Source organism: Sphingopyxis sp. (assembly GCF_040216815.1).
Taxonomy (GTDB): Bacteria; Pseudomonadota; Alphaproteobacteria; order Sphingomonadales; family Sphingomonadaceae; genus Sphingopyxis.
Genome location: NZ_JAVJOJ010000006.1, coordinates 1 through 23,779 on the forward strand (window position 1 = coordinate 1; position 23,779 = coordinate 23,779).

19 protein-coding genes are annotated in these 23,779 nt (G+C 63.9%); 11 read left to right on the plus strand and 8 right to left on the minus strand.

The annotated features are described in order from the left end of the window. From RIA72_RS08940 to RIA72_RS08960, 5 genes are all read left to right on the plus strand, one after another. On the plus strand, positions 1-565 hold a 565-nt coding region (locus RIA72_RS08940; RefSeq protein WP_350031835.1), incomplete at its 5' end, for an acyl-CoA dehydrogenase family protein. A 105-nt stretch (positions 566-670) separates the two neighbouring features. Beyond that, a complete protein-coding gene (locus RIA72_RS08945; RefSeq protein ID WP_350031836.1) occupies positions 671-1,765 on the plus strand; it encodes an acyl-CoA dehydrogenase family protein in 1,095 nt (364 codons plus the stop codon). Then, positions 1,762-2,967: an acyl-CoA dehydrogenase family protein gene (locus RIA72_RS08950; protein ID WP_350031837.1), complete on the plus strand. Its 1,206-nt coding sequence runs from the start codon at positions 1,762-1,764 to the stop codon at positions 2,965-2,967. Before RIA72_RS08945 ends, RIA72_RS08950 begins: the two co-directional genes overlap by 4 nt. An 11-nt stretch (positions 2,968-2,978) precedes the next feature. Continuing rightward, on the plus strand, positions 2,979-3,761 hold the full coding sequence (locus RIA72_RS08955; RefSeq protein WP_350031838.1) for an SDR family NAD(P)-dependent oxidoreductase: 783 nt from the start codon (positions 2,979-2,981) through the stop codon (positions 3,759-3,761). A gap of 24 nt (positions 3,762-3,785) precedes the next feature. Further along, positions 3,786-5,036, plus strand: coding sequence for an acetyl-CoA C-acetyltransferase (locus RIA72_RS08960; RefSeq protein WP_350031839.1), 1,251 nt, complete (start codon positions 3,786-3,788; stop codon positions 5,034-5,036). Here RIA72_RS08960 and RIA72_RS08965 read toward each other — a convergent pair whose 3' ends face one another. Beyond that, positions 5,037-6,374, minus strand: coding sequence for an alkaline phosphatase PhoX (locus tag RIA72_RS08965; RefSeq protein WP_350031840.1), 1,338 nt, complete (start codon positions 6,372-6,374; stop codon positions 5,037-5,039). It abuts the gene before it with no gap. A gap of 112 nt (positions 6,375-6,486) precedes the next feature. Between RIA72_RS08965 and RIA72_RS08970 the strand changes: the two genes are divergently transcribed. The 3 genes from RIA72_RS08970 (at position 6,487) to RIA72_RS08980 (ending at position 9,299) form a co-directional block, all read left to right on the plus strand. After that, positions 6,487-7,617 (plus strand): CaiB/BaiF CoA transferase family protein, encoded by a 1,131-nt coding sequence (locus tag RIA72_RS08970; protein ID WP_350031841.1) that lies wholly within the window; start codon positions 6,487-6,489, stop codon positions 7,615-7,617. 93 nt (positions 7,618-7,710) lie between these two features. Further along, positions 7,711-8,514, plus strand: a complete 804-nt coding sequence (locus RIA72_RS08975) for a crotonase/enoyl-CoA hydratase family protein (RefSeq protein ID WP_350031842.1) — start codon at positions 7,711-7,713, stop codon at positions 8,512-8,514. After that, positions 8,511-9,299: a tyrosine-protein phosphatase gene (locus tag RIA72_RS08980; RefSeq protein WP_350031843.1), complete on the plus strand. Its 789-nt coding sequence runs from the start codon at positions 8,511-8,513 to the stop codon at positions 9,297-9,299. Before RIA72_RS08975 ends, RIA72_RS08980 begins: the two co-directional genes overlap by 4 nt. A 76-nt stretch (positions 9,300-9,375) precedes the next feature. Here RIA72_RS08980 and RIA72_RS08985 read toward each other — a convergent pair whose 3' ends face one another. The 3 genes from RIA72_RS08985 to RIA72_RS08995 all read right to left on the minus strand — a co-directional run bounded on the left by RIA72_RS08985 (position 9,376) and on the right by RIA72_RS08995 (position 13,556). After that, complete coding sequence (locus RIA72_RS08985; protein WP_350031844.1) at positions 9,376-10,710, minus strand: Xaa-Pro dipeptidase; 1,335 nt, start codon at positions 10,708-10,710, stop codon at positions 9,376-9,378. An 89-nt stretch (positions 10,711-10,799) separates the two neighbouring features. Continuing rightward, positions 10,800-12,215 carry a dihydrolipoyl dehydrogenase gene (gene lpdA / locus RIA72_RS08990; protein WP_350031845.1) on the minus strand — a complete coding sequence of 472 codons (1,416 nt, stop codon included), beginning with the start codon at positions 12,213-12,215 and terminating at the stop codon, positions 10,800-10,802. A 48-nt stretch (positions 12,216-12,263) separates the two neighbouring features. Beyond that, positions 12,264-13,556, minus strand: coding sequence for a pyruvate dehydrogenase complex dihydrolipoamide acetyltransferase (locus RIA72_RS08995; protein WP_350031846.1), 1,293 nt, complete (start codon positions 13,554-13,556; stop codon positions 12,264-12,266). 160 nt (positions 13,557-13,716) lie between these two features. Between RIA72_RS08995 and RIA72_RS09000 the strand changes: the two genes are divergently transcribed. Then, positions 13,717-14,172 carry a universal stress protein gene (locus RIA72_RS09000; protein WP_350031847.1) on the plus strand — a complete coding sequence of 152 codons (456 nt, stop codon included), beginning with the start codon at positions 13,717-13,719 and terminating at the stop codon, positions 14,170-14,172. 7 nt (positions 14,173-14,179) lie between these two features. Here RIA72_RS09000 and RIA72_RS09005 read toward each other — a convergent pair whose 3' ends face one another. Next, positions 14,180-14,572: a hypothetical protein gene (locus RIA72_RS09005; protein WP_350031848.1), complete on the minus strand. Its 393-nt coding sequence runs from the start codon at positions 14,570-14,572 to the stop codon at positions 14,180-14,182. 118 nt (positions 14,573-14,690) lie between these two features. Here RIA72_RS09005 and RIA72_RS09010 point away from each other — a divergent pair, with 118 nt between their 5' ends. After that, positions 14,691-15,476, plus strand: a complete 786-nt coding sequence (locus RIA72_RS09010; protein WP_350031849.1) for a helix-turn-helix domain-containing protein — start codon at positions 14,691-14,693, stop codon at positions 15,474-15,476. A gap of 105 nt (positions 15,477-15,581) precedes the next feature. Here RIA72_RS09010 and RIA72_RS09015 read toward each other — a convergent pair whose 3' ends face one another. From RIA72_RS09015 to phaR, 3 genes are read right to left on the minus strand one after another with little or no spacing between them, the layout of a single operon-like run. Then, the gene (locus RIA72_RS09015; RefSeq protein ID WP_350031850.1) at positions 15,582-17,891 is read right to left on the minus strand and encodes a ribonuclease R family protein; all 2,310 of its coding nucleotides are present in this window, start codon (positions 17,889-17,891) and stop codon (positions 15,582-15,584) included. Next, positions 17,892-19,418 carry a proline--tRNA ligase gene (gene proS, locus RIA72_RS09020; protein ID WP_350031851.1) on the minus strand — a complete coding sequence of 509 codons (1,527 nt, stop codon included), beginning with the start codon at positions 19,416-19,418 and terminating at the stop codon, positions 17,892-17,894. It abuts the gene before it with no gap. 42 nt (positions 19,419-19,460) lie between these two features. Then, complete coding sequence (gene phaR / locus RIA72_RS09025) at positions 19,461-20,000, minus strand: polyhydroxyalkanoate synthesis repressor PhaR (protein ID WP_350031852.1); 540 nt, start codon at positions 19,998-20,000, stop codon at positions 19,461-19,463. 492 nt (positions 20,001-20,492) lie between these two features. Between phaR and RIA72_RS09030 the strand changes: the two genes are divergently transcribed. After that, complete coding sequence (locus RIA72_RS09030) at positions 20,493-23,738, plus strand: TonB-dependent receptor domain-containing protein (RefSeq protein WP_350031853.1); 3,246 nt, start codon at positions 20,493-20,495, stop codon at positions 23,736-23,738. Positions 23,739-23,779 lie beyond the last annotated feature (41 nt).

A 23,779-nucleotide genomic window follows, 5' to 3' on the forward strand; every position in this document is an offset into this window, starting at 1 on the left:
CACGATCGACAGCTCGATGCCCGGCGGCCATGCCACGCTGACGATCGACAATCTGCGCGTCCCCGCAGACCAGATGCTCGGGCAGGCCGGCGAGGGTTTTCGCTACGCGCAGGTGCGTCTTTCCCCTGCCCGCCTGTCGCATTGCATGCGCTGGCTCGGCTGCTGCATCCGTGCGCACGAGATCGCGACCGACTACGCCAATCGCCGCGAGGCGTTCGGCAAGCCGCTGATCGAGCATGAGGGTGTCGGCTTCATGCTCGCCGAGAATATGATCGACCTGAAACAGGCGGAGCTGATGATCGACTGGTGCGCGGGCGTGCTCGACACTGGATCGCTCGGCACGGTCGAAAGCTCGATGGGGAAGGTTGCCGTGTCCGAAGCGCTGATGAGTATCGCCGACCGCTGCGTTCAGGTCATGGGCGGCACCGGGGTCACCGACCGGACGATTGTGGAGCAGGTGTTCCGCGAGGTTCGCGCCTTCCGCATCTACGACGGCCCGACCGAGGTGCACAAATGGAGCCTAGCGAAAAAGATCAAGCGCGACTGGAAAGCCGGCCTCGCCTGACATGGCTGCCAGTTGACCGGCGAGCGGCCGTAGCGTCAAAATACTTGACGTTTACGTTAACGTCCGGATGATGACCGGAAACCATAGGGTAGAGGAATCGGGCCGATGTCGATCTTGTACGACGAAGGGCAACAGGCGATCGCAACCGAATCGCGGCGCGCGCTCGAGGCGCGGGTCAGCAAGGACGACCTGCTCCCGTTGCTTCAGGCCAGCGGTCAATATCATCAGGCTTTCTGGACCACAGCGAAGGAACAGGGCTGGACGGCACTTGCTCTCCCCGAAGCGCACGGCGGGCTCGCGCTGGGCCTCGTTGAACTGGGGCTCATCGCGCATCAGGCAGGGCGGACGCTAAGTGGGGCTCCCTTCCTGACCTCCAGCTTCGGCGCGGCCAAGGCGATCGAACTGTGCGGGAGCGACGATCAGAAGGCGCGCTGGCTTCCGTCCCTCGCGAGCGGTGAGACGATCGGCGCCATCGCCTTTGCCTCGGGGGCGGATGCCTTGCCCGCCGTCCCGCCGGTGACATGGAAGGTAGGCCAAGTCGAAGGGACCGCTCCCGGCGTATCTGGTGGGCTGTTTGCTGATGTCGTCATCGTTCTGGCGCAAGAGCAGGGAGTGCCTGCGCTGGTCATTGTCGATCTTGCCGGCGTCGAACGCAAGGCCGTCGACAGCTTTGATAACAGCCGCTGTATCGCCGATCTTTTTTTCGCCGGTGCCGCGGCAGAGGTGCTCGTCACCGGCGCCGCGGCGCGCGCGGCGGCGCTCCATATCCTTGCGCTGCAAGCCGTTGTGACCGCGCATGAACAGACCGGCGGCGCCGAAGCGCTGATGGAAATAGCGCGCGACTATGCGGTAACGCGCAAGGCGTTCGGCCAACCGATCGGCGCCTTCCAGTCGATCAAGCACCGGATTGCCGAGCTTTACGGCCTCGTCGAACTCGCGCGCGCCAATGCGATCCACGCTGCCGCGCGCGAAGGACAGGATGATTTCATCACGGCGGCGGCTGCCGCGCGTCTTTCGGCGACAGAAGCCTATGACACCGCGGCCCGCGATTGCGTGCAAATCCATGGCGGGATCGGGGTGACCTGGGAAATCGGCCTCCACCTCCACATGCGCCGCTCGCGCACCCTCGCGCTCGAACAGGGCAGCAGCTTCTTCTGGGAAGATATACTCGTCGACCGCCTTGCAGGAGCTGCTGCATGACCGACCTCGAAACCTATCGGGCCAAAGCCGCCGAATGGTGCGAAGCGATGGTTCCCGCATTCGGCAAGGCCGCGCGCAAGGGGCTGAGCGTTGAAGAGGATCTCGCGCTCGGCCGCCGCTACCAGAAGGCCAAGTTTGACGCGGGCTATGCCGGAATCAACTGGCCGACCGACCTCGGCGGTCAGGGGCTCGGTCATATCGAAAAGATCACCTTCGAAGCCGAAGAGATGAAGCATGGCTTCCCCAATGTTTATTTCGGCATCTCGCTCGGGATGCCCGTCCCGGTACTCATGCAGTTCGGGTCCGATCGCGAATTCGTGAAGGAACGCGTGCTCAAGGCGCTGCAGGGCGAAGAAATCTGGTGCCAGCTGTTTTCCGAACCCTCCGGCGGCACCGATCTCGCCGGTCTGCGGACACGCGCCGAGCCCGACGGCAATGGCTGGAAGATCAATGGACAGAAGGTGTGGACGAGCTGGGCGCAATATAGCGATTATGGCGTGATCGTTGTTCGCACGGACCCGACCGTCGCGAAGCACAAGGGACTCACCTATTTCTGGGTCGACATGAAAGCGCCCGGCGTCACGGTGCGCCCGATCAAGCTCGCGGGCGGCGACAGCCATGTCAACGAGGTCTTTTTCGACGATGTGAAGATCGGTGACGACCATCGCATGTCGCCCGTGGGCGGCGGTTTTGCCGTTGCGATGGCAACGCTGATGATCGAGCGCTATGTCGCGACCGACAGTGCGGGTTTCGGCCCGCACCTCGACCTGTTCGTCGAACTTGCGAAAGAGGTGGAACTGAACGGCCGTCCCGCGATCGAGGACGGACGCATCCGTCAACAGATTGCGCGCAACTATGCGATGCGCGCCGGGCTCGATTCGATCAACCGCCGCGCGCGGTTGATGATGCAGGCGGGTATGACGCCGGGCCCCGAAGGATCGCTGAACAAGCTCGTCGCGGTCCGTTCGCGCCAGAAGCTTTCCGAACTTGCGCTCGACCTCCAGGGAACCGGCGCGTTCGCGTTCGACGAACATGCCTCGCCCAAGGATGATTGGGCGTCGAGCTGGATCAACGCGCCGACCGGCCGCATCGCCGGGGGATCGGACGAAACGCTGCTCAACACGATCGCCGAACGCATCCTGGGGCTGCCGCAGGATCACCGCCCAGACAAGGGCATTCCCTTTAACCAGATTCCCGCCTGAGGAGCTTTCCCATGAAATTCGATTCGACTACTGCCGCCGTTGTCACTGGGGGGGCGTCGGGCCTCGGTCGCGCGACGGCCGAGGCGCTGGCCGCGGCCGGGGTGAAGGTCGCGATCTTCGACATCAACGACGCGCTTGGCGAAGAGGTCGCCGCATCGATCGGCGGGCTGTTTGTCCATGTCGACATCACCGACGAGCAGTCGGTCTTGGGCGGTTATGCAAAGGCCCGCGCCGCACATGGCCAGGAGCGCATTTGCGTTCACTGCGCGATGACCTCGCGCCGCGGCAAGACGCTCGCCTATGACAAGGAAACCGGCAAATACCGCCGCACGCCAACCGAAGATTATGCCTTTGGCGTCGAAGGCATATTGACCGCCAGCTACCGCGTCGCTTCGATCGCCGCCGAGGGCATGGCCACCCTGCCCGAAATGGAGGATGGCGAGCGTGGCGCGATTGTCCTGACGGCCTCGGTCGCCGCGCAGGACGGCCAGATCGGACAGGTCATCTATGGCTCGGCGAAAGCCGGCGTGAACGGCTTGGTGCTGCCGATGGCGCGCGATCTGATGGACCTTGGCATCCGCGTCAATTCGATCATGCCGGGCGTGTTCGGCACGCCGCTGCTCAACAATATGAACCCGAAGGTGAAAGAGAGCCTCGAAGCCTCGGTCCCCTTCCCCAAGCGGCTTGGCAAGGCCGAGGAATATGCCAGCCTCGCGATGGAAATGATCCGCAACACCTATTTCAACGGTCAGGCCGTCCGCCTCGACGGCGCGATCCGCATGGCCCCCCGTTAATTCTCTCCACGAAAGGATATCATCATGGCCGAGGCCTATATCATCGACGCCGTCCGCACCCCGCGCGGGATCGGCAAACCCGGCAAGGGCGCGCTCTCGCACCTCCATCCCCAGCATCTCGCCGCGACCGTCCTCGCCGCGATCCGCGATCGCAACAATCTCGACACCGCGACCGTCGACGACATCGTCTGGTCGACCTCGTCACAGAACGGCAAGCAGGGCGGCGATCTTGGCCGCATGGCGGCGCTGTCGGCCGGATATGACATCAAGGCGAGCGGCACGACGCTCGACCGTTTCTGCGGCGGCGGCATCAGCTCGGTCAACTTCGCGGCGGCGAGCGTGATGAGCGGCATGGAGGATTGCGTCATCGCCGGCGGCACCGAAATGATGAGCTATACGACCGCCTATGCCGCCGAACAGGCGAACGCGGGCCTGCCGCCGCGCTTGATGGGATCGGGCCACGAAGCGCTCGACGAGCTTCACCCGCAATCGCACCAGGGGATCTGCGGCGATGCGATCGCGACGATCGAAGGGATCAGCCGCGAAGATCTCGACGCGCTCGCGCTCGTCAGCCAGCAGCGCGCCGACCGCGCGATCAAGGAAGGCCGTTTTGCCAAGTCGGTCGTGCCGGTGCACAATCCGGACGGCAGTGTCGCGCTCGACCGCGAGGAGTTTCCGCGTCCCGAAACCACCGCCGAAGGTCTGGCCGCATTGAAGCCGAGTTTCGCCGGCCTCGCCGATTTCGACATGGGCGGCGGCTTCACCTTCCGCAAGCAGATCAATCGCCGCTATCCCGATCTCGAAATCCAGCATTTCCATCACGCGGGCAATTCGTCGGGCGTGGTCGACGGCGCGGCCGCGCTGCTGCTGACGTCGAAGGATTACGCCGACAAGCACGGCCTCAAACCGCGCGCGCGCGTGGTTGCCTATGCCAATATCGGCGACGATCCGACGCTGATGCTCAACGCGCCGGTGCCGGCGGCGAAGAAAGTGCTCGAAAAGGCAGGACTGACGAAGGACGACATCGACGTCTGGGAAATCAATGAAGCCTTCTCGGTGGTTGCCGAAAAGTTCATCCGCGACCTCGACCTCGATCGCGAGAAGGTGAATATCAACGGCGGCGCGATGGCACTCGGCCACCCGATCGGCGCCACCGGTTCGATCCTGATCGGCACCGCGCTCGACGAGCTCGAACGCTCGGGCGGCCGCTATGGCCTCGTCACCATGTGCGCCGCGGGCGGCATGGCGCCCGCGATCATCATCGAACGGATCTGATCAAAAGGGACCGCGGATCGCGAGCGTTTTGGTCGGACTGTAGAGGTTCACGAACATGGTCTTGCCGTCGGGCGCGAAGCACACGCCCGCCGGCTCGGTCTGCACCCGGATCCGGGCAAAGGGATAAACTTCGCCGAAGGGAGTGACGCCGCGCAGATGATTGTCGACGGTATCGAGATACTGGTCCTCGCACACGATCAAATGCCCATTGGGCGCGACCGTCAGATTGTCGCCAAAGCTGTAATGAGCGGGATCGGTCGATTCGAGGAACAGTTGCAACCGGCCGGGGACCGCACGTTCGCGGTCGGTCCCTTCGTGAAGCGAGGGACGGTATCGCATGATCTGTCCCTGCTTCACCGCGCCGCCCGAGGTGCAGGTGAAATAAAGTTCGCCCTCGCCCCAATGAATCCCCTCGCCGCGCGCAAACACCGCCGCACCCATTTTTGCGCCGCGATGGCGCAAATCGTCGACGGGGCTTTCGACATCGTCCAGGTCGATCCACCGCGCGAAAAGCCAGCTTCCTGTGGCGATACGCCGCCCGTCCCAGTTGCGGCTGTCGGCGATCGACGTATCGTGAAAGGCGAGCGCCTGCAGCCGCCCGCCGCGGTGCAGCGAGCCTGGCACATCGGGAAGGAAACGATAGAAAAGGCTGTCGTCGCGGTCCTCGGTCATATAGACGATGCCCGTGCGCGGATCGACCGCCGCCGCCTCACGGACAAAGCGTCCCATGGCCTTCAGCGGTTCTGCCTTCACCAACGTCCCCGCATCGGCGGGCACGTCGAAAATCCACCCATGCGGCTGTCCGACGCCTTGAGCGGGGCCATCGACGCTTTCTTCGCAGGTCAGCCAGCTGTTCCATGGCGTGATCCCGCCTGCGCAGTTGCGGATCGTTCCGACCAGGCTGAGATACTGGCGTTCGACCGCCAGGCTGTCCGGATCGAGCACCAGCGTCGTCGTCCCGCCCGGCAGCGCGGTCCCGGCACGACTGTCGAACGCTTCGGGGGGCAACGCCGCGGCTTTGCCGAACGGGCCGTCCCCGCCGTGTCGCGGCTGAAGCTCATGGTTGCGGACCAGCGCGATCTTGCCGCCGCCGAGCTTGAAACATCCCATACCGTCGGCGCGGTTGGGGACGCGATGCCCGTCGGTCATCGATTGGCCCAGCTCGGAGAGGATGCGGTAAGAAAAGCCCGGCGGAAGGTCGATCAGCCCCGCCGGATCGGGTTGCAGCGCACCATAGCCGGGCGCGGTTGCCATCAGCCCGCCCGCTACGGCACGGGTCTGCGCCGCCAGTCCGGCAAAGGCGAGGGCGGCTCCGGCAAAACTGCGGCGATCGAGCATATTCACATCCTTCCCATTTTTAAGAACCAAGACGCACCGAGGCGCCATTGGACACATCGATGACCATTATGCGACGAACATCGTCGGCCATGAAAACGAAAAGGAGCAAATCATGCCAGGACCGCTGAAGGGAATTAGGATCATCGAGTTCGCGGGCATCGGTCCCGGGCCCTTTTGCGCGATGATGCTCGCCGACCATGGGGCGGAGGTGATCCGTATCGATCGCCCCGGCGGCTTCATGGACCCCCGCGATCCGCTCAGCCGCAACCGCACGTCGATCGCGCTCGACATGAAGAACCCCGATGCGGTGGCAATCACACGCGATCTGTGCAAGGGCGCCGACGCGATTATCGAGGGCTATCGCCCCGGCGTGATGGAGCGGCTCGGCCTCGGCCCCGATGTGCTGCTCGCCGATAATCCGCGGCTCGTCTATGGCCGGATGACCGGATGGGGCCAGTTCGGACCCTATGCGCAGGCGGCGGGGCACGACATCAACTATATCGCGCTTTCGGGCGTGCTCCATGGCATCGGCCGGGCGGGTGAGAAGCCCGTGCCACCGGTCAATTATGTCGGCGACTTCGGCGGCGGCGGCATGATGCTGGCCTTTGGCATGACGAGCGCGCTGCTCCACGCCGCGCGCACCGGCGAGGGTCAGGTGATCGATTGCGCAATGACCGACGGATCCGCGCTGCTCGCGGGAATGACCTGGGGGTTCAAGGCGATGGGCCGCCTGAAGGACGAGGCCGGGGTCAACATGCTCGACGGCGGCGCCCATTTCTACGACACCTATCGCTGCGCCGACGGCAAATTCATCTCCATCGGCTCGATCGAACCGCAATTCTATGCGCTGCTGCGCAAAAAGACCGGGCTCGACGCCGACCCCGCCTTCGACGCGCAACTCGACGCTGCGCAATGGGGGCCGCTCAAGGACAAGCTGACCGCGCTGTTCGCGACGAAAACACGCGATGAATGGTGCGCGATCATGGAAATGACCGACATCTGCTTCGCGCCGGTGCTGTCGCTCGAAGAAGCGCCGGAGCATCCGCACAATGCCGCGCGCGAGACATTTCTGACCGTCGGCGGGGCGATCCAGCCGGCCCCCGCGCCGCGCTATTCGGCCACCGCCACTTCGACGCCGCGCCCGGCACCGGAGGTTGGCGCCGATGGCGACGCGGTGCTCGCCGCGCTGGGCTATGACGCCGCAAAGATCGCGGCACTGCGCGAGACCGGCGCGGTGCGCTAGGCCGGTCGAGCGCGGCGCTGCTTTGCTTAGCCGCGCGCCACCGATCATGCTAAGCAACGTGACGGCCATGCGCCGCGAAAGGATAAGCAGACAATGGGCGAATTTTTGAGTGTCGAGCGGCGGGGCAAGATCGCGATCCTGACGATGATCAAACCCGAAAGCATGAATGCGATCGGGACCCACGAGGATTGCCAGGATATCATCGAAACGCTGCGTATCCTGGGGGAAGACCGCAGCGTCAGCGCGATCATCCTGACCGGCAGCGGTAAGGCATTCAGCGCCGGCGGAAACCTGAAAGGAATGCAGGAACGCCAGGGCATCGGTGTGCTCGACCAGCCCGATTCCACCCGCGCCAATTACCGCAAGGGCGTGCAGGCCGTGATCCGCGCCCTGATGGACTGCGAAGTGCCGATGATCGCCGCGGTCAACGGCCATGCGATCGGGCTTGGCGCCGACCTCGCCTGCACCTGCGACATCCGCATTGCCGCAGAAAGCGCCAAATTCGCGTGCAGCTTCATCAAGGTCGGGATCGTTCCCGGTGACGGCGGCGCCTGGCTGCTCCAGAAGATACTCGGCTATCCGCGCGCCGCCGAGCTGTTCCTGACCGGCGATCGCTTTGACGCCGCTCAGGCAAAGGAATATGGTCTGGTGACAGACGTGGTGCCCGATGCGGAGCTGATGGACCGGGCGATCGCGATCGCCGAGCGGATCGTTTGCAATCCGCCGCGTGCGCTGCGTCTGACCAAGCGTCTGCTGCGCGAGGCGCAGCACAGCCGGATGAGCGATATTTTGGAACTGAGCGCGGCCTATCAGGCGATCGTCCACGAAACCGCGGACAACCGCGAAGCGATCAATGCGTTCGTCGAAAAACGATCGCCCGTGTTCACAGGAGAATGACCATGCTCGCCGAGCGCGTTCTGCCCTTGTCCGGCATCCACAATTTCCGCGATTATGGCGGCTATGCGGTCGAGGGCGGCGGGCGGCTTTGCGACGGGGTGCTGTGGCGGTCGGCGCACCATGAAGCCGCCACCGATGACGATCTGGTGGCGCTCGACCGGCTTGGACTCGAAACGGTAATCGACCTGCGCGGCGACGACGAGCGCGAGATGCATCCGTGCCGCCGGTCGGAGAATTTTTCGGCGCGCGTGCTGTTCGCGGGCGGCCTCACCGCCGGGCTTGCCCCGCACCTTCAGGCCGCGGGCGGGGCGATCGATGTCGAGACCGCGCGGGCGCGGATGATCGACACCTATGCGGGGATGCCCTATCGCCCCGCGCTCGTCGCGACGCTGCGCCTCTATCTGGCCGCGCTCGCCGAATATGACGCGCCGAGCCTGGTTCACTGCGTTGCGGGCAAGGATCGCACGGGTTTCGCTGTCGCAATCGTCCACCGGCTGCTCGGCGTGCACGAAGACGATCTGATGCACGATTACCTCCTCACCAACACCGCGGGCAAGATCGAGGAGCGGATCGCGCAGGGCGCGGCGCATATCCGGTCGCGCTACGGCGCCGAAATCCACGACGACGCGATCCGCGCGCTGATGTCGGTCAACCCCGCCTATCTGGATGCCGCATTGGCGACCGTGCGCCGCGACCATGGCGACGTTGCAAGCTATGCCGAGGCGGTGTTGAACTTCACGCCGACGATGCGCGAGGCGATGATCGACCGACTGGTGGCTTATTGAGCCGGCCGATTTCCATCCGACATCCCGGCCTTCGCCGGGATGACGACGGGTTGGAGGTTGCCCTTCGGCTTAGAAGCTACTCCCCCTTCACCAGCACCCCGCCCTTCACCACCGCATCGACGCTTTCCAGCTCGCGCACATCGGCCAGCGGGTCGCCATCGACCGCGATCAGATCGGCAAAGCGGCCCACCGCAATCGCCCCCACATCCTTCTCGCGCCCCAGCGCTTCGGCGGCATTTTTCGTCGCCGCCTGGATCGCCTGTAACGGCGTCATTCCATATTCGACCATGACGCGGAACTGCTTGCCGATGTCGCCGTGCGGCATCACCCCCGCGTCCGATGCGAACACCATGCGCACCCCCGCGCGATGCGCTTTGCGGAAATTGTCGCGCTGGATCTGGGCGATTTCGCGGTCCTTGCGCAGATTATCCTCGAGCACGCCATTTTTCGCGCCCTCCGCCTGCGTATATTCGGTGTTGTAAATGTCCATTGCGAACCAGACGGGGCGCTTCCGGGCAACGGCCATGCGGATACCTTCGTCATCGACGAGGCTTGCATGTTCGATCGTGTCGATCCCCGCCGCGATGGCGGCGCGAATCCCCGCCGCGCCATGCGCATGTGCGGCGACGCGCAGCCCCCATTGATGCGCCTCGTCGGCGATCGCGCGCAGCTCATTTTCGGGCACCTGCAACTGGCCGGGTTCGGTATTGCGCGAAAAAACGCCGCCGGTTGCGCACACCTTGATCACCTCCGCGCCATATTTGCGCTGGCGGCGCACCTGGTAACGCAGTTCGTCGGGCGTGTCGCCGATCCCCTCCTCCTTGCCGTCGGCTTTCTCCAGGCTGGGCGGCAGAAAGGTGCTGTCGCAATGCCCGCCCGTCGCGCCCAGTGCATAGCCCGCCGGCACGATCCGCGGTCCCACCGCATAGCCCGCGTCGATCGCCTGCTTGAGCCCGATGTCGTTGCGCTCCGACGAACCGACGTTGCGCACGGTTGTAAAGCCCGCATCCAGCATGTCGCGCGCGTTCTTCACCGCGGTCATGCCCCAGAAACTGTCGGTGAACTCCAGCCCGCGATAACCGCCGATATCGGCGGGACCGTCGAGATGGACGTGCATGTCTATGAGGCCGGGAATCAGCGTCTTGGTGCCCAGGTCGATGTGATGGACGTCGCTGACCCAGCGGGCAGTACGCGCGTCGGCGATGTCGATGATACGCCCGTCGGCGTCGACGAAGATCGCGGGGTGCTCGACCGTCTTGCCGGTCAGGACGTCGACATAGCGCGCGGCGGTGATGACGGTTTGCGGCCCTGCCCCCTGCGCTGCTGCGACGGTGCCCGTCACGCAGAGCAACGCTGCTCCGCCGACTCCGATTCCGCGCAGAAATCTACGCAACTTTACTCTGGATTGCATATCCCGCCGCCTCATTTTTTTGTGTCTTCAGCCTAGATGGCAAAGCGCAACCGATTAGGACAGCGGAAAATGTCGTCGGCCAAGCACCATCAGATATGCAGCACGCGCCCATAAGCGGCCAGCACGCTTTCGTGCATCGCTTCGCTGATCGTCGGGTGCGGGAAAACGCTGTGCATGAAATCTTCCTCGACCAGTTCGGCGGTCTTGCCGATGGTATAGCCCTGGATCATTTCGGTCACTTCGGCGCCGACCATATGCGCGCCGAGCAGCTCGCCGGTCTTGGCGTCGAATACCGTTTTCACAAAGCCCTCGGCCTCGCCGAGCGCGATTGCCTTGCCATTGCCGATGAAAGGGAAGTTGCCGACGCGAACCTCGTGCCCCGCTTCCTTCGCCTTGGCCTCGGTCAGCCCGACCGATGCGATCTGCGGGTGGCAATAGGTGCAGCCCGGGATGTTGCGCGCATCCATCGGGTGCGGGTGGACGTCCTTGTTGCCGAGTTCCTGCGCGATGGCTTCGGCGGCGATCACGCCTTCGTGACTGGCCTTGTGCGCGAGCCACGGCGGCGCGGTGACGTCGCCGATCGCCCACAGCCCCTTTGCGTTGGTGCGGCAATAGGGGTCGGTGTCGATATGCCCCTTGGTCGTTTTGACCTTCAGCGCCTCCAGCCCGATATTCTCGGTATTGGGGACGATGCCGATCGCGACGATGGCATGGCTATATTCGTCCGCCTGAACCTTGCCGTCCTTGGTCTTGATCTTGGCCGACACGCCGTTGGCGCCGGGCTTCAACTCCTCGACCCCCGCGCCGGTCAGGATGGTCATGCCCTGCTTCTTGAGCTGCTTTTCGAGGAAGGTCGACACGTCGGCATCCTCGACGGGCACGATGCGGTCGAGCATTTCGACGACTGTAACGTCGGCGCCCATGTCGTTGTAGAAGCTCGCAAATTCTATCCCGATCGCGCCCGACCCGATGACCAGCAGCTTCTTCGGCATTTCGGGCGGGGTCATCGCGTGGCGATAGGTCCAGACGCGCTTGCCGTCGGCGGGCGCAAAGGGGAGGTCGCGCGCGCGCGCGCCGGTGGCGACGATGATATGCTTGGCAGTCAGCGTCTCGCTGCCCTTCTCGCCCGTCACTTCCAGCTTGCCCGGCGCGGTCAGCTTACCCGTGCCCATGTGGACGGCGATCTTGTTCTTCTTCATCAGGTGGGTGACCCCCTGATTGAGCTGCTTCGCCACGCCGCGCGACCGCTTCACCACTGCGTCGATGTCGGCGCTGATGTTCGCCGCGGCGAGACCATAATCCTTCGCATGCTGCATATAATGATAGATTTCGGCCGACCGCAGCAACGCCTTTGTCGGGATGCACCCCCAGTTGAGGCAGATGCCGCCGAGCAGCTCGCGCTCGACGATCGCGGTTTTGAGACCGAGCTGCGCGCCGCGGATCGCCGCGACATAGCCGCCGGGCCCCGAGCCGAGGACGATGAGGTCGTAGTTGGTGTCAGCCAAGATTTGCTCCATTTTCAATCCCCTCTCCCTTGAAGGTAGAAGGTTTCATCAGGCCACCAGTCCCAGCGGGCTTTCCACCAGTTCCTTGAAGGTCTTCATCAACAGCGCGCCGTCGGCGCCGTCGATCGCGCGGTGATCGAAGCTGCCGGTTGCCGACATGACCGTCGCGATCGCTAGCGCATCGTCGACCACATAAGGTCGCTTCTCGCCCGCGCCGATCGCCATGATCATCGCCTGCGGCGGGTTGATCACCGCAGTAAACTGCTTGATCCCCATCATCCCCATGTTCGAGATTGAGGCCGTGCCGCCCTGATATTCATGTGGCTGGAGCTTGCCTTCCTTCGCCTTCGCCGCGAGTTCGGACATTTCAGTCGAGATTTTCGACATCGACTTGGAACCGGCATCGGTGATGATCGGGGTGATCAGCCCGCCGGGGATGCTGACCGCGACCGAAATGTCGGCGCGCTTGTACTGGCGCATCACGTCGCCGCCGAAACTGACGTTGCACGAGGGCACGCGCTCCAGCGCGACCGCGAGCGCCTTGATCAGCATGTCGTTGACGCTGAGCTTGATCCCGCGGCTTTCGAGGCTGGCGTTAAGCTCGCCGCGCAGCTTCAAAAGCGCGTCGAGGCGAATGTCGACGGTGAGGTAGATGTGCGGCGCATCCTGCATCGACTGGCTGAGGCGTCGCGCGATCGTCTTGCGCATACCCGACAGTTTTTCATCTTCGTGCGGGATGCCGAAATCGGGGATCGGGCCAGCGGCGGCGGGTGCGGAAGCCGGGGCAGCAGCGGCGGGCGCCGAAGCGGCGGCGGGTGCAGTCGCGCCCGTCGGCGCGCCATCGAGGTCGTCCTTGACGATGCGGCCGCCGGGGCCGGTGCCGGTGATCGTCGCCAGGTCGATGCCGCGCTCGGCCGCGAGGCGCTTGGCGAGCGGGCTCGCCTTGATGCGGTCGCCCGACCCGGCAGGCGCGGCGGCGGGTGCCGGGGTGGGCGCAGGAGCAGGCGCGGGGTCCGCAGCCTTCAGCGCCTCGGCCTTGGTTTCTTCCTTGGGCGCCGCGGCGGGCGCCGGCGCAGCCTTCGCCGCGCTGGCATCTTCGCCCTCGCCCGCGATCACCGCGATCACCGTCCCGACCTTCACATTGTCGGTCCCCTCGGATACCAGAATCTGCGCGATCGTGCCTTCGTCGACCGCCTCGAACTCCATCGTCGCCTTGTCGGTCTCGATCTCGGCAAGCAGGTCGCCCGATTTGACCTCGTTGCCTTCCTTGACCAGCCATTTGGCGAGCGTCCCTTCCTCCATCGTCGGCGAAAGCGCGGGCATCTTGAGTTCGATCGGCATCTTTGTCCTTGTCCCTGTCAGTCTTGCAGGCCGCGCCTGCCGCTACGGATTCTTCCTCGCCATACGCACTGGCCCGGTCAAGGTCCAGCGCGGCAACTTGCGTTTCATACGAATGTGACGCACTCTCCACGCACAAAAAGCATAGCGGGGGTCGGGGGTAATGCGGACATATCTGGTGGTGATCGACGACAGCCCGGAGGCGTCGCTGGCGCTGCGCTTTGCGGCGCGGCGCGCGGCGCGGACGGGCGGCGGGGTCATGGTGCTCGCGATCGTCGCGCCGCAGGATTTCGTGGCGTTCGGCGGGGTGCAGGCGACGATCGAGGCCGAAGCGCGCGAACATGCCGAAGAACTGGTCGCTGCCGCCGCCGACGCGGTCGTGCAGGAAGCGGGCGTGACGCCGCAGATCATGGTCAAGGCGGGCAAGCCCGTCGAGGTGGTGCGCGAGGTGATCGGCGCGAGCGACGAGATTGCGGCGCTGGTGCTCGCGACCGCGGCGTCGGGCGCGCCGGGGCCGCTTGTATCGCATTTCACCGGACAGGATGCGGGAACCCTCCCCTGCCCGGTGATGCTGGTGCCGGGCGGGATCGACCTCGCGCGGCTCGATGCGTTGAGCTGACCGCTGGTCAGACGGTAACGGCGGCGCGCGGCGCCACGGCGCCCTTCCATTCGAGCACAGCAAAGCCAAGGACGCCGAGCGCCTGCGCGGTCACGACGGCGATTCCCAGGCCGGTCATCTGCGCCGAAAAGGCGGCGATGACAGCAAAGCTGGCGGCAACCCAGCCCAGATTGCCGATCGCAATCAGCTTGACGAACGCGGGATTGGGCACCGCCTGCCGAGCGGCGACGATCATCGACAGCGCGGCGGCGAGGCATATCCAGCCGCCGATCGCGACGACCTGCGCCGGCAGGCCGAGCAGTGCGCCGACGGGTTCGGCGGCGAGCAGACCTGCGGCGAAGACACCCGCGCAAGTGAAGGCATCGGCGATAAGAATGGTCTTGAGATTGCGGATCGACATGGTGATTCTCCTTTCGACCCGCCTCAATTGAACCCGAATGCGCATGGCGTCGATTACGCCCAAGGTAATGGAAAAGCCGAAGCGCGACGTATAGCTGCCGTTACGAAGGAGACGATCTATGACCCTCGCACCCGTGGGCGAGCAGCTTCGCGAATGGCGCGCGCGGCGGCGGATGAGCCAGATGGACCTCGCGCTGGACAGCGAGATTTCGACCCGGCATTTGAGCTTTATTGAAACGGGCCGGTCGCGGCCGAGCGCGCTGATGCTGCAACGCATCGCCGATTGCCTGGAGGTGCCGAACCGCGCGCGCAACGCGCTATTGCTTGCGGCGGGATATGCCCCCGATTATCAGGAACGCGATCTCGACAGCCCTGAAATGGCGGGCATGAAAGCGATCGTCGAACATGTGCTGAAGGGGCACGAGCCTTATCCCGCGCTGGCGGTCGACCGGCACTGGAACATGATCGCCGCGAACGCAGCCGTGGGGCTTTTGACGCAGCTGGCGGCGCCCGAGCTGCTGGCGCCGCCGGTCAATGTACTCCGCGTCGCGCTGCATCCGGGCGGGCTGGCGCCCCATATCGCGAACCTCGACGAATGGCGCGCGCACCTGCTCGAACGGCTCGACCATCAGATCGACGCCAGCGCCGATAGCGGGCTGATCGCGCTGCGCAGCGAACTGGCGGGTTATGGCGACGCTGAGCGCGGACAAGACGGCAGCGCGGCCAACGGCATTGCGGTGCCGCTGATCCTCGATACACCGATGGGGCAGATCCGCTTCGTCTCGACGGTGACGATCTTCGGTACGCCCGTCGACATCACGCTGTCCGAACTCGCGATTGAGGCTTTTTTTCCGGCGGATGCGGAAAGCGCGGCGCTGCTCCAGAAAATGGCCGAGGCAGAATAAACCCGTCATTGCGACCCCGGCGAAAGCCGGGGGAAGCAATCCAGAGCGGTCTGCGCAGGCTCTGGATTGCCGCGTCGCTTCGCTCCTCGCAATGACGGGTGCAGGTCAGCGCCGCTTGCCCTGATGCCGGATATTGCCGGGGCGGCCGCGCTTGCCGACCATATGCTTGCCCGCCTTTTTCACCCCGTCGCGTCGCGGCGGACGGTTCCGAAATCCGCCCTCTGGCGCGTCGGGAAGCTCGAAGCGCAGCGCGCCGCTCACCGGGTTCGCTTCCATCAGCCTCAACTCCAGCCGCTGCCCGACGGTATAGCTGACCCGGCCATGTTCGCTGTCGAGCGATCGCGCCGCCTCGTCATAGAAAAAGCGTTCGCTGCCCAGCGTCGATACCGGCACCAGCCCGTCGCCGCCCAGCCCGTCGACCGTTGCGAAAAAGCCGAACGGTTGGACTCCGGTAATGCGCGCGGCGACGATTTCCCCGACCTTGCCCGCCAGATAAGCGGCGACATAGCGGTCGACCGTTTCGCGTTCGGCCTCCATCGCGCGGCGTTCGAGTGCGCTGATTGCCTCACCGATGCGCGACAGCCCCTTGCCATCGGCCTCGCCCAGCCCTGTCTTCGCAGGGAGCCCCTTGGGCTTGCCCGGCACTTCGAGACGGTTGCTGTCGACCAGCGCGCGGTGGACGATCAAATCGGCGTAGCGGCGGATCGGCGAGGTGAAATGTGCATAGGAGCCGAGCGCGAGTCCGAAATGCCCGGAATTGGCGGGGCCGTAATAAGCCTGCGTCTGGCTGCGCAGGATCGCCTCCATGATTTCGGGCAGGCGGTCGTCGCCCGAAAAACCGTCGATCAGCCGGTTGAATACCGCAGGGGTAATCACCTGCCCCAGCGCAAAGCTCTGCTCGAACGTCTCCAGATAATCTTTCAGGCTGACGAGTTTCTCGCGGCTCGGCGGTTCGTGGATGCGGTACATGACCGGCGATTTCTTTGCCTCGAGCGCCTTCGCCGCCGCGACATTCGCCGCGATCATATAATCTTCGATCAGCCGGTGCGCATCGAGCCGTTCGCGCACGCGGATTTCGGCGATATTGCCCGCCTCGTCGAGCATCACCTGCCGTTCGGGGAGGTCGAGGTCGAGCGGAGCCCGCGCGGCGCGTGCCTTGGCGAGCAGCGCCCAGCAGCCCCAGAGATGCTTCAGCGCCGGCAGTACGTCGTCGTCCCAGCCATCGTCGGCCATCTCGGCGTCATAGGCCGCCTGCGCACGCTCATAGGCGATGTTCACGCGGAGGCGGACCAGCGCGCGCGCGAAGCGCCATGACGTCACCTTCCCATGTTTGTCGACCGTCAGATGGCATGCCATCGCAGCGCGATCCTCGCCGGCTTTGAGCGAGCAGACGCCCGCCGACAGCGTTTCGGGAAGCATCGGGACGACCTGATCGGGAAAATAGACGCTGTTGCCGCGCCGCCGCGCCTCGCGGTCGAGCGCGCCGTCGGGGCGGACATAAAAACTGACGTCGGCGATCGCCACGATCGCCTTCCATCCGCCCTTGTTGCCCGGATCTTCGTCGGGAATTGCCCATACGGCGTCGTCATGGTCGCGCGCATCGGCGGGATCGATGGCAAGGATGGGAAGATCGCGCAGATCCTCGCGCCCATCGGGCGTCAGCGGTAGTTTCGCAGCGCGTTCGGCGTCGGCGATTACCTCGTCGCCGAAGACATGGGGTATCTCGTGCTTCGCGATCGCGATCATGCTGAGCGAACGCGGCGCAAAGGGGTCGCCGATGCGGTCGATCACGCGCGCCCTGGTCGCCGGGCCGCGCCCCGACAATTCGGCGCGCACCAGATCGCCGACCGCGGCATCGCCCATGTCGGAGACCGCGAAGTCAAAGCGCGCCCGCTTGTCGGCGGGGCGCAGCCAGGTCATCGGCTTGCCGCCCGGACCCGTATCGGAAACGAGCACGCCGATGATGCTTTCGCCTCCGGCCTGAAGCTTTTTCATCGGGTGCGCAACATGGCCCTTTCCGCGCTCCTCGGTGCGCGCCAGGATACGGTCGCCCACGCCCAGCGCGCTGCGGCGTCCCTTTTCCATCACGCGCAGCCGCGGCGGTGGCCCGCTGCCTTCCCATCGGTCGGGAACGGCCCACACGGCATCGCCCTCGGCCGCCGCGACGCGCAACACGGTGACCCGCGGCAGGCCGCCGCGCTTATGAAAGGCGCGCCCCGGCGCCATGTCGACGATCCCTTCGTCGGTCATGTCTTTGAGCAGCGCCTTCAGCGCGATCTTGTCGGCGCCGCGCAGGGTGAAATGCTTTGCCAGCTCGCGCTTGCCGACGGCGCCGGGGCTTTCCTCGATAAAGCGCAGGATTTCTTCGCGTGACGGAAGACCTGCCGATTGGGACCGTTTGGGTGCCTTCGCCAATTAATAAGTCCGCCCGATCAGCACGCGCTCTACGGCGGGTTCGCCGGTGAAGAAGCAGGCGCCGTCCGCCGGGGCTGCATCGAGCGGGGTGTTGCGCATCGTCAGCTTGAGTGCCTTGAGCTGCTCGACGATCTTGTCGAGCGCGGCACCGGTCGGGCGCGACCATTGGACTTCGACCCAGCCGACGAATTTGTCGTCGCCCGAAAAATGAGCCGCCAGATCGGTGACATCACGCCGGATGCTGGCGTGCAGCCGCGCCTGCGCTTCGGAATGGAGGTTGCGCTGAATTTCTTCCAGCATCGCAACCGCGCCCGCGACGAAATCGGCTTTGCCCAGAAAAGCGGTGTCGAGCTTGCCGTCGTCCTTGTACAGCCGGTCGCGGCGGATCGCGGCGACATTGCCGCCCGCGACGTCGCGCGGGCCGACCTCGACGATGATCGGTGTGCCCTTCTTGACCCAGCCCCAACGCTTCGTCTGCGCCTTGTTCGCACCGGTGTCGAGCAGCACCCGGACGGGCTCGCGGAAGGCGTCGAGCGCCTTGAGGCGCGTTTCAAGGTCGCGGCAATAATCGAGAATGGCGGCATCCTCCTCATTGTCGCGCAGCATCGGGACGATGACGATCTGGTGCGGCGCGATGCGCGGCGGACAGCGCAGGCCGTCATCGTCGCCGTGCGTCATGATGACGCCCCCGATCATCCGCGTCGATGTACCCCAACTCGTCGTGTGGCACAGGCTGTGACCGCCATCCTTGTCCTGATAACGGATATTCGCCGCTTCGGCGAAACCGGTACCCAGATAATGCGACGTTCCCGCCTGCAAGGCCTTGCCGTCCTGCATCATCGCTTCGATCGAATAGGTTGCGACCGCGCCGGGGAACCGCTCATGTTCGGGCTTCTCGCCCGCGATCACGGGCATCGCGAGCACCTCTTCGGCGAAGGCGCGGTACATTTCGAGCGCGCGCAGCGTTTCCGCCATTGCGTCGTCCTTGTCGGCGTGTGCCGTATGCCCCTCCTGCCACAGAAACTCGCTGGTGCGCAGGAACATGCGCGTGCGCATTTCCCAGCGCACGACATTGGCCCACTGGTTGACCTTCAGCGGCAAGTCGCGCCAGCTCTGCACCCAGCGGCTCATCGCCGATCCGATCACCGTTTCCGATGTCGGGCGGACGATCAGCGGCTCTTCCAGCCTTGCCTCCGGGTCGGGAACCAGCTTGCCCTTGCCATCGGCGATCAGCCGGTGGTGGGTGACGACCGCCATTTCCTTTGCGAAACCATCGACATGGTCTGCTTCCTTTTCAAAGAAGCTCAAGGGAATGAAGAGCGGGAAATAGGCGTTCTGAACCCCGGCATCCTTGATCGCCGCGTCCATCACCGTCTGAATACGTTCCCAGATGCCATAGCCCCACGGCTTGATCACCATGCAGCCGCGAACGCCCGATTCCTCCGCCAGATCGGCCTCGGCAATGACATCCTGATACCAAGCCGCAAAATCGGCCTGACGGGTTACGCTGAGCGCATGCTTGATCATCTATCCTGTTTTCTGTGCTGGGGGAGCGGAATACGCCCCGCATTATTTCTTCTTCGCGAGCTCGGCCTTGAGTTCGTCGATTTCGGCCTTGAGCGCTGCGATCTCCGCATCCTTGGCCTTGCCGCCGGCCGCCCCTGGCATGAAGGCCCCTGCCGCCTGCTGGAACATTTCCATGTTGCGCCGCGTCAGCTCGGCGAGCGGGTTCGCGCCCAGCGCGCCTTCGAAGGCGGCGCGCACGTCCTGCTGGTTCTTGCGGAACGCCGCCATCGACGCTTCCAGATATTGCGGGACCATCGCCTGCATCTTGTCGCCATACATGCCGATCAGCTGGCGAAGGAACGACACAGGCAGCAAGGTTTCGCCGCGCGTTTCGGTATCCATGATGATCTGGGTCAGGACATTATGCGTTATGTCTTCGCCGCTCTTGGCATCGACGACGCGGAACTCGCGCCCGTCGCGCACCATCGTTCCAAGGTCGTCGAGCGTGATGTAACAGCTGCGTTCGGTATCGTAGAGCCGCCGGTTGGCGTATTTCTTGATCGTGACGACACCGTCGTCGGCCGTCCCCCTGGACTTTGCCATGATGGCCTCTGCTCCTGCGCATCCGGTTTCGTGGCATTGGCGCCGTTCCGGACAAGCTGCGGCATTAGCATCAAATATTGATGCGTCGCAACATGTCCAGCACGGCCCATCGTCGGCAGGGAGTGATTCGCCTGCGCGGTGCGGTTTGCGTCATCGGCGAGCCCTCTGCCGCTTGCTCCGAGCCAACGCTTGCGTGTCGACCTCATGGCCGCTTCAACGCAATATAGTTTCATCAGAAACGGAAAATTCATCACTTTCTCTCGTATCTATGCCCCTATGAACTGGTTCATTTCGTGTCATTGCATCAAAATTCCAACCCGCGTCGCCTCCCCGGGGTGCCCATCTGTTGCTGAAATGACACACAGGCGTAGCTGGAGTCTTGCCGCTGTAAGAAAATCTACATCAAAGGGTTGTGCGCGCGGATTTTTGCGGCTCTCTAATAGCCAATCCGTTCTCTCAACTCTCTTCTTGAACGGTAACCGGGGAAACATCATGAAAAAAACCAGCCTGATGGTTCGGGGATCTGCCCTGACTCTTGCATTGCTCACCGCTATGCCGGCCTTGGCTCAGGACGACGTGGCGTCGGCCGACGATACGACCGTCGCCGATGACGGCGGAAGGGACACGATTATCGTCACCGGCTCGCGCATTCGTCGTCCCAACCTTGATTCGACGGTGCCGATCACCTCTATCGCCGGTGAAAGCTTTCTGAAGCAGGGACAGACAAACATCGGCGACACGCTGAACGAGCTTCCCCAGCTACGCAGCACCTTTGCCCAGCAAAATCCGGGTCTCGGCATCGGCATCGCCGGTCTGAACCTCCTCGACCTTCGCGGTCTCGGAACACAGCGGACGCTGGTTCTGGTCAACGGCCGTCGTCACGTTCCGGCAGACATCCTGAACAACGCCGTTTCGCCGGACGTTAACACGATCCCGAATGACCTGATCGAGCGCGTTGACATCGTCACCGGCGGCAACTCGGCGATTTACGGTTCGGACGCAATCGCGGGCGTCGTCAACTTCGTGCTGCGCCGCGACTATGAAGGCGTTCAACTGCGCGCCCAGGGCGGCATCACGCAGGAAGGTTATGGCGGCAACCAATATGTGTCAGCCATGGCCGGCAAAAATTTCTCGGAAGGCCGCGGCAATATCACGCTGCATGGCGAATATGCCCGTCAGTCGCGCGTTTTTGCGTCGGATGTTCCGGAGTTTCGTACGCAGGACGGCTTCTTTGTCGTTGATTCGGACATTGGCGGCCTTCCGGGCAACAGCGACGGTTTCCCCGATCGCATTTTCTTCCGCGACGTGCGCAGCTCGACCATTCACTACAACGGCCTCGTGCCGGTCAACCAGCGGTCGAACGACCCGGCCACACCGGCGTTCGAAACTGGCCGGTGCGGTAACGCGACGGCAGCGAACAATGGTGGCACAAACAGCGCCGGTGTGCCGTTCAACTGTACCTACATCTTCACGGACAATGGCCGCCTGACCCCCCAAACCGGTGCACGGTTCGGTACGGGCATCAACAGCGGCGTCGTCGGCGGTAACGGTGACTCCGGTCGCGATGGCAAGCGGCTGTCGGTCCTGCCGTTCACCGAACGTTACAACTTCAACCTGCTGTCCCGCTACGAGTTCAGCGAAGCGGCCGAAGTGTTCGTCGAAGCCAAGTGGAACCGTGTCAACGCGCTCGGCAACAATGCAGGCCCCTCGTTTGTCCAGGGCACCGGCGGGACCGTCGACTTCCGCGAGCGCGTTCGTCTCGACAACCCGTTCCTGCATCCGGCCGATCGCGCCACACTCGCCGATGCTATCGTCGCATCGGGTTGTAACACGTCGTTGACCGTTACTTGCCCGGCCGCAGGAAATTTGACGCCAGCCAACCTTGCCGCGATCGCCGATGGCAGCTACCGCTTCGTCATTGCGCGCAGCTTGATCGACGTCGGCCTGCGCGATGAAAAGTTCCAGCGCGATACCTGGCGCATCGTGGGTGGCCTGCGCGGCACGTTCAACGACGACTGGAGCTACGAAATCTCGGCAAACTATGGCAAGTTCCGCGAAGATGTGACGACTGGCGGCTTTATCGATCGTCAGCGGTTTGCGCTTGCGATGGATGCGGGTCGCAACCCGGTGACGGGCCAGATTCAGTGCCGCTCGCAGTTTGATCCTGCTTCGGCGGTCCCGCTGGTCGGCTTCGCCGCTCCTGCCGCCGACAATGCCGCCCGTCTTGCGGCGGACATCGCAGCGTGCGTTCCCTACAACCCATTTGGTTCGCCCGATAATAGTGCGTCGATCGACTATTTCGCTCGCACCTTTACCGCCAGCTCGGGCCTGTCGCAGTTCGTTCTGTCGGGCTTCGTCTCGGGTGACACCAGTGGGTTCTTCAACCTGCCGGGTGGGCCGGTCCGTTTCGCGCTCGGCGCTGAATATCGCGAGGAAAAGGCGTTTTATGAACAGGATCCGTTCGTAACCAACGGCTTCACCAACGGTGTGTCGATCCCGTCGTTCCGCCCTGATCCGTTCGAGGTGAAAGAACTGTACGGCGAAATCCAGCTCCCGCTGCTCGCGGACATGCCCTTCGCGCATGAACTGACCGTCAGCGGCGCAGGTCGTGTTGCCAAATACCAAGGCGGCACGGGCACGGTGTGGTCGTACAATGCCGGTCTTGACTGGGCACCAATTGAGGATGTCCGTTTTCGCGGGAACTACAGCCGCGCCGTTCGTGCTCCGAACGTGTCGGAAACGGCGTTTCCGCTGGTGCCGAACTTTGCGCCGGGTTTCACCGATCCGTGCGATCCCAGCCGTATCAACACCAATTCGAACCGTGCGGCGAACTGCCAGGCTGACTTGGGAGCGCTGCTTGCCGGCTTCTCGGACATCACCTATTCGCTGCCCATCGTCAGCGGTTCGAACCCGAACCTCGAAGCGGAAAAATCGGATTCCTGGACTTATGGTGTGGTCATTCAGCCGCGCTTTGTCCCCGGTCTGAACGTTTCGGTCGATTATTACGACATCAAGGTGAAGGGTATCATCGCTTCCCTGACGGCGCAGCAGATCGTCAACAGCTGCTACGACGCGGCGGACCTCAACAACGTGTTCTGTCAGCAGTTCACCCGCTTCCGCGGTCCGGGCACAGGTCCGAACGGAGAGATCCCGGGTCGCATTCTGGGCAACTCGCTGATTGCGGCGCCGCTGAACTATGCCAGCCGCGAACGCAAGGGCATCGACGTCAACGTCGCTTATCGTACCAACCTGGGCGACAAGCTGACGTTGAATACGAACCTGATCTACACGCACAATCTGAAGATCAGCAACTTCCAGGATCCCACGAATCCGACCTTCGAAAACCGTATTCTCAGCGAACTCGGTGATCCGAAGAACGAATTCCGTTGGGACGTCGATCTCAGCACCGGTCCGTTCACCTTCGGCTATCGTATGCGTTACATCGGCCCGCAGTATATCAGCGTCTATGAAGATTACTTCGGCATCAACGGTGACGAAACGGGGGGCAACCTCGACTATGCCGACCGCGATACCTATCCGGCGGTATTCTATCACGACATCCGCTTCGAATGGGACGTTACCAAGGAATCGGGTGGTCCGAACCTCAACTTCTACGTCGGCGTCGACAACGTCCTCGACAGGATGCCTCCGCTTGGTTCGACAGCGACGGGTGCCGGTAGCGCAATCTACAGCTTCCGTGGCCGCAACTTCTACGCCGGCGCTCGCGCCCGCTTCTAATCGCGACGCGATCGGAATAGATTGGGGGTCGGGACGATGTC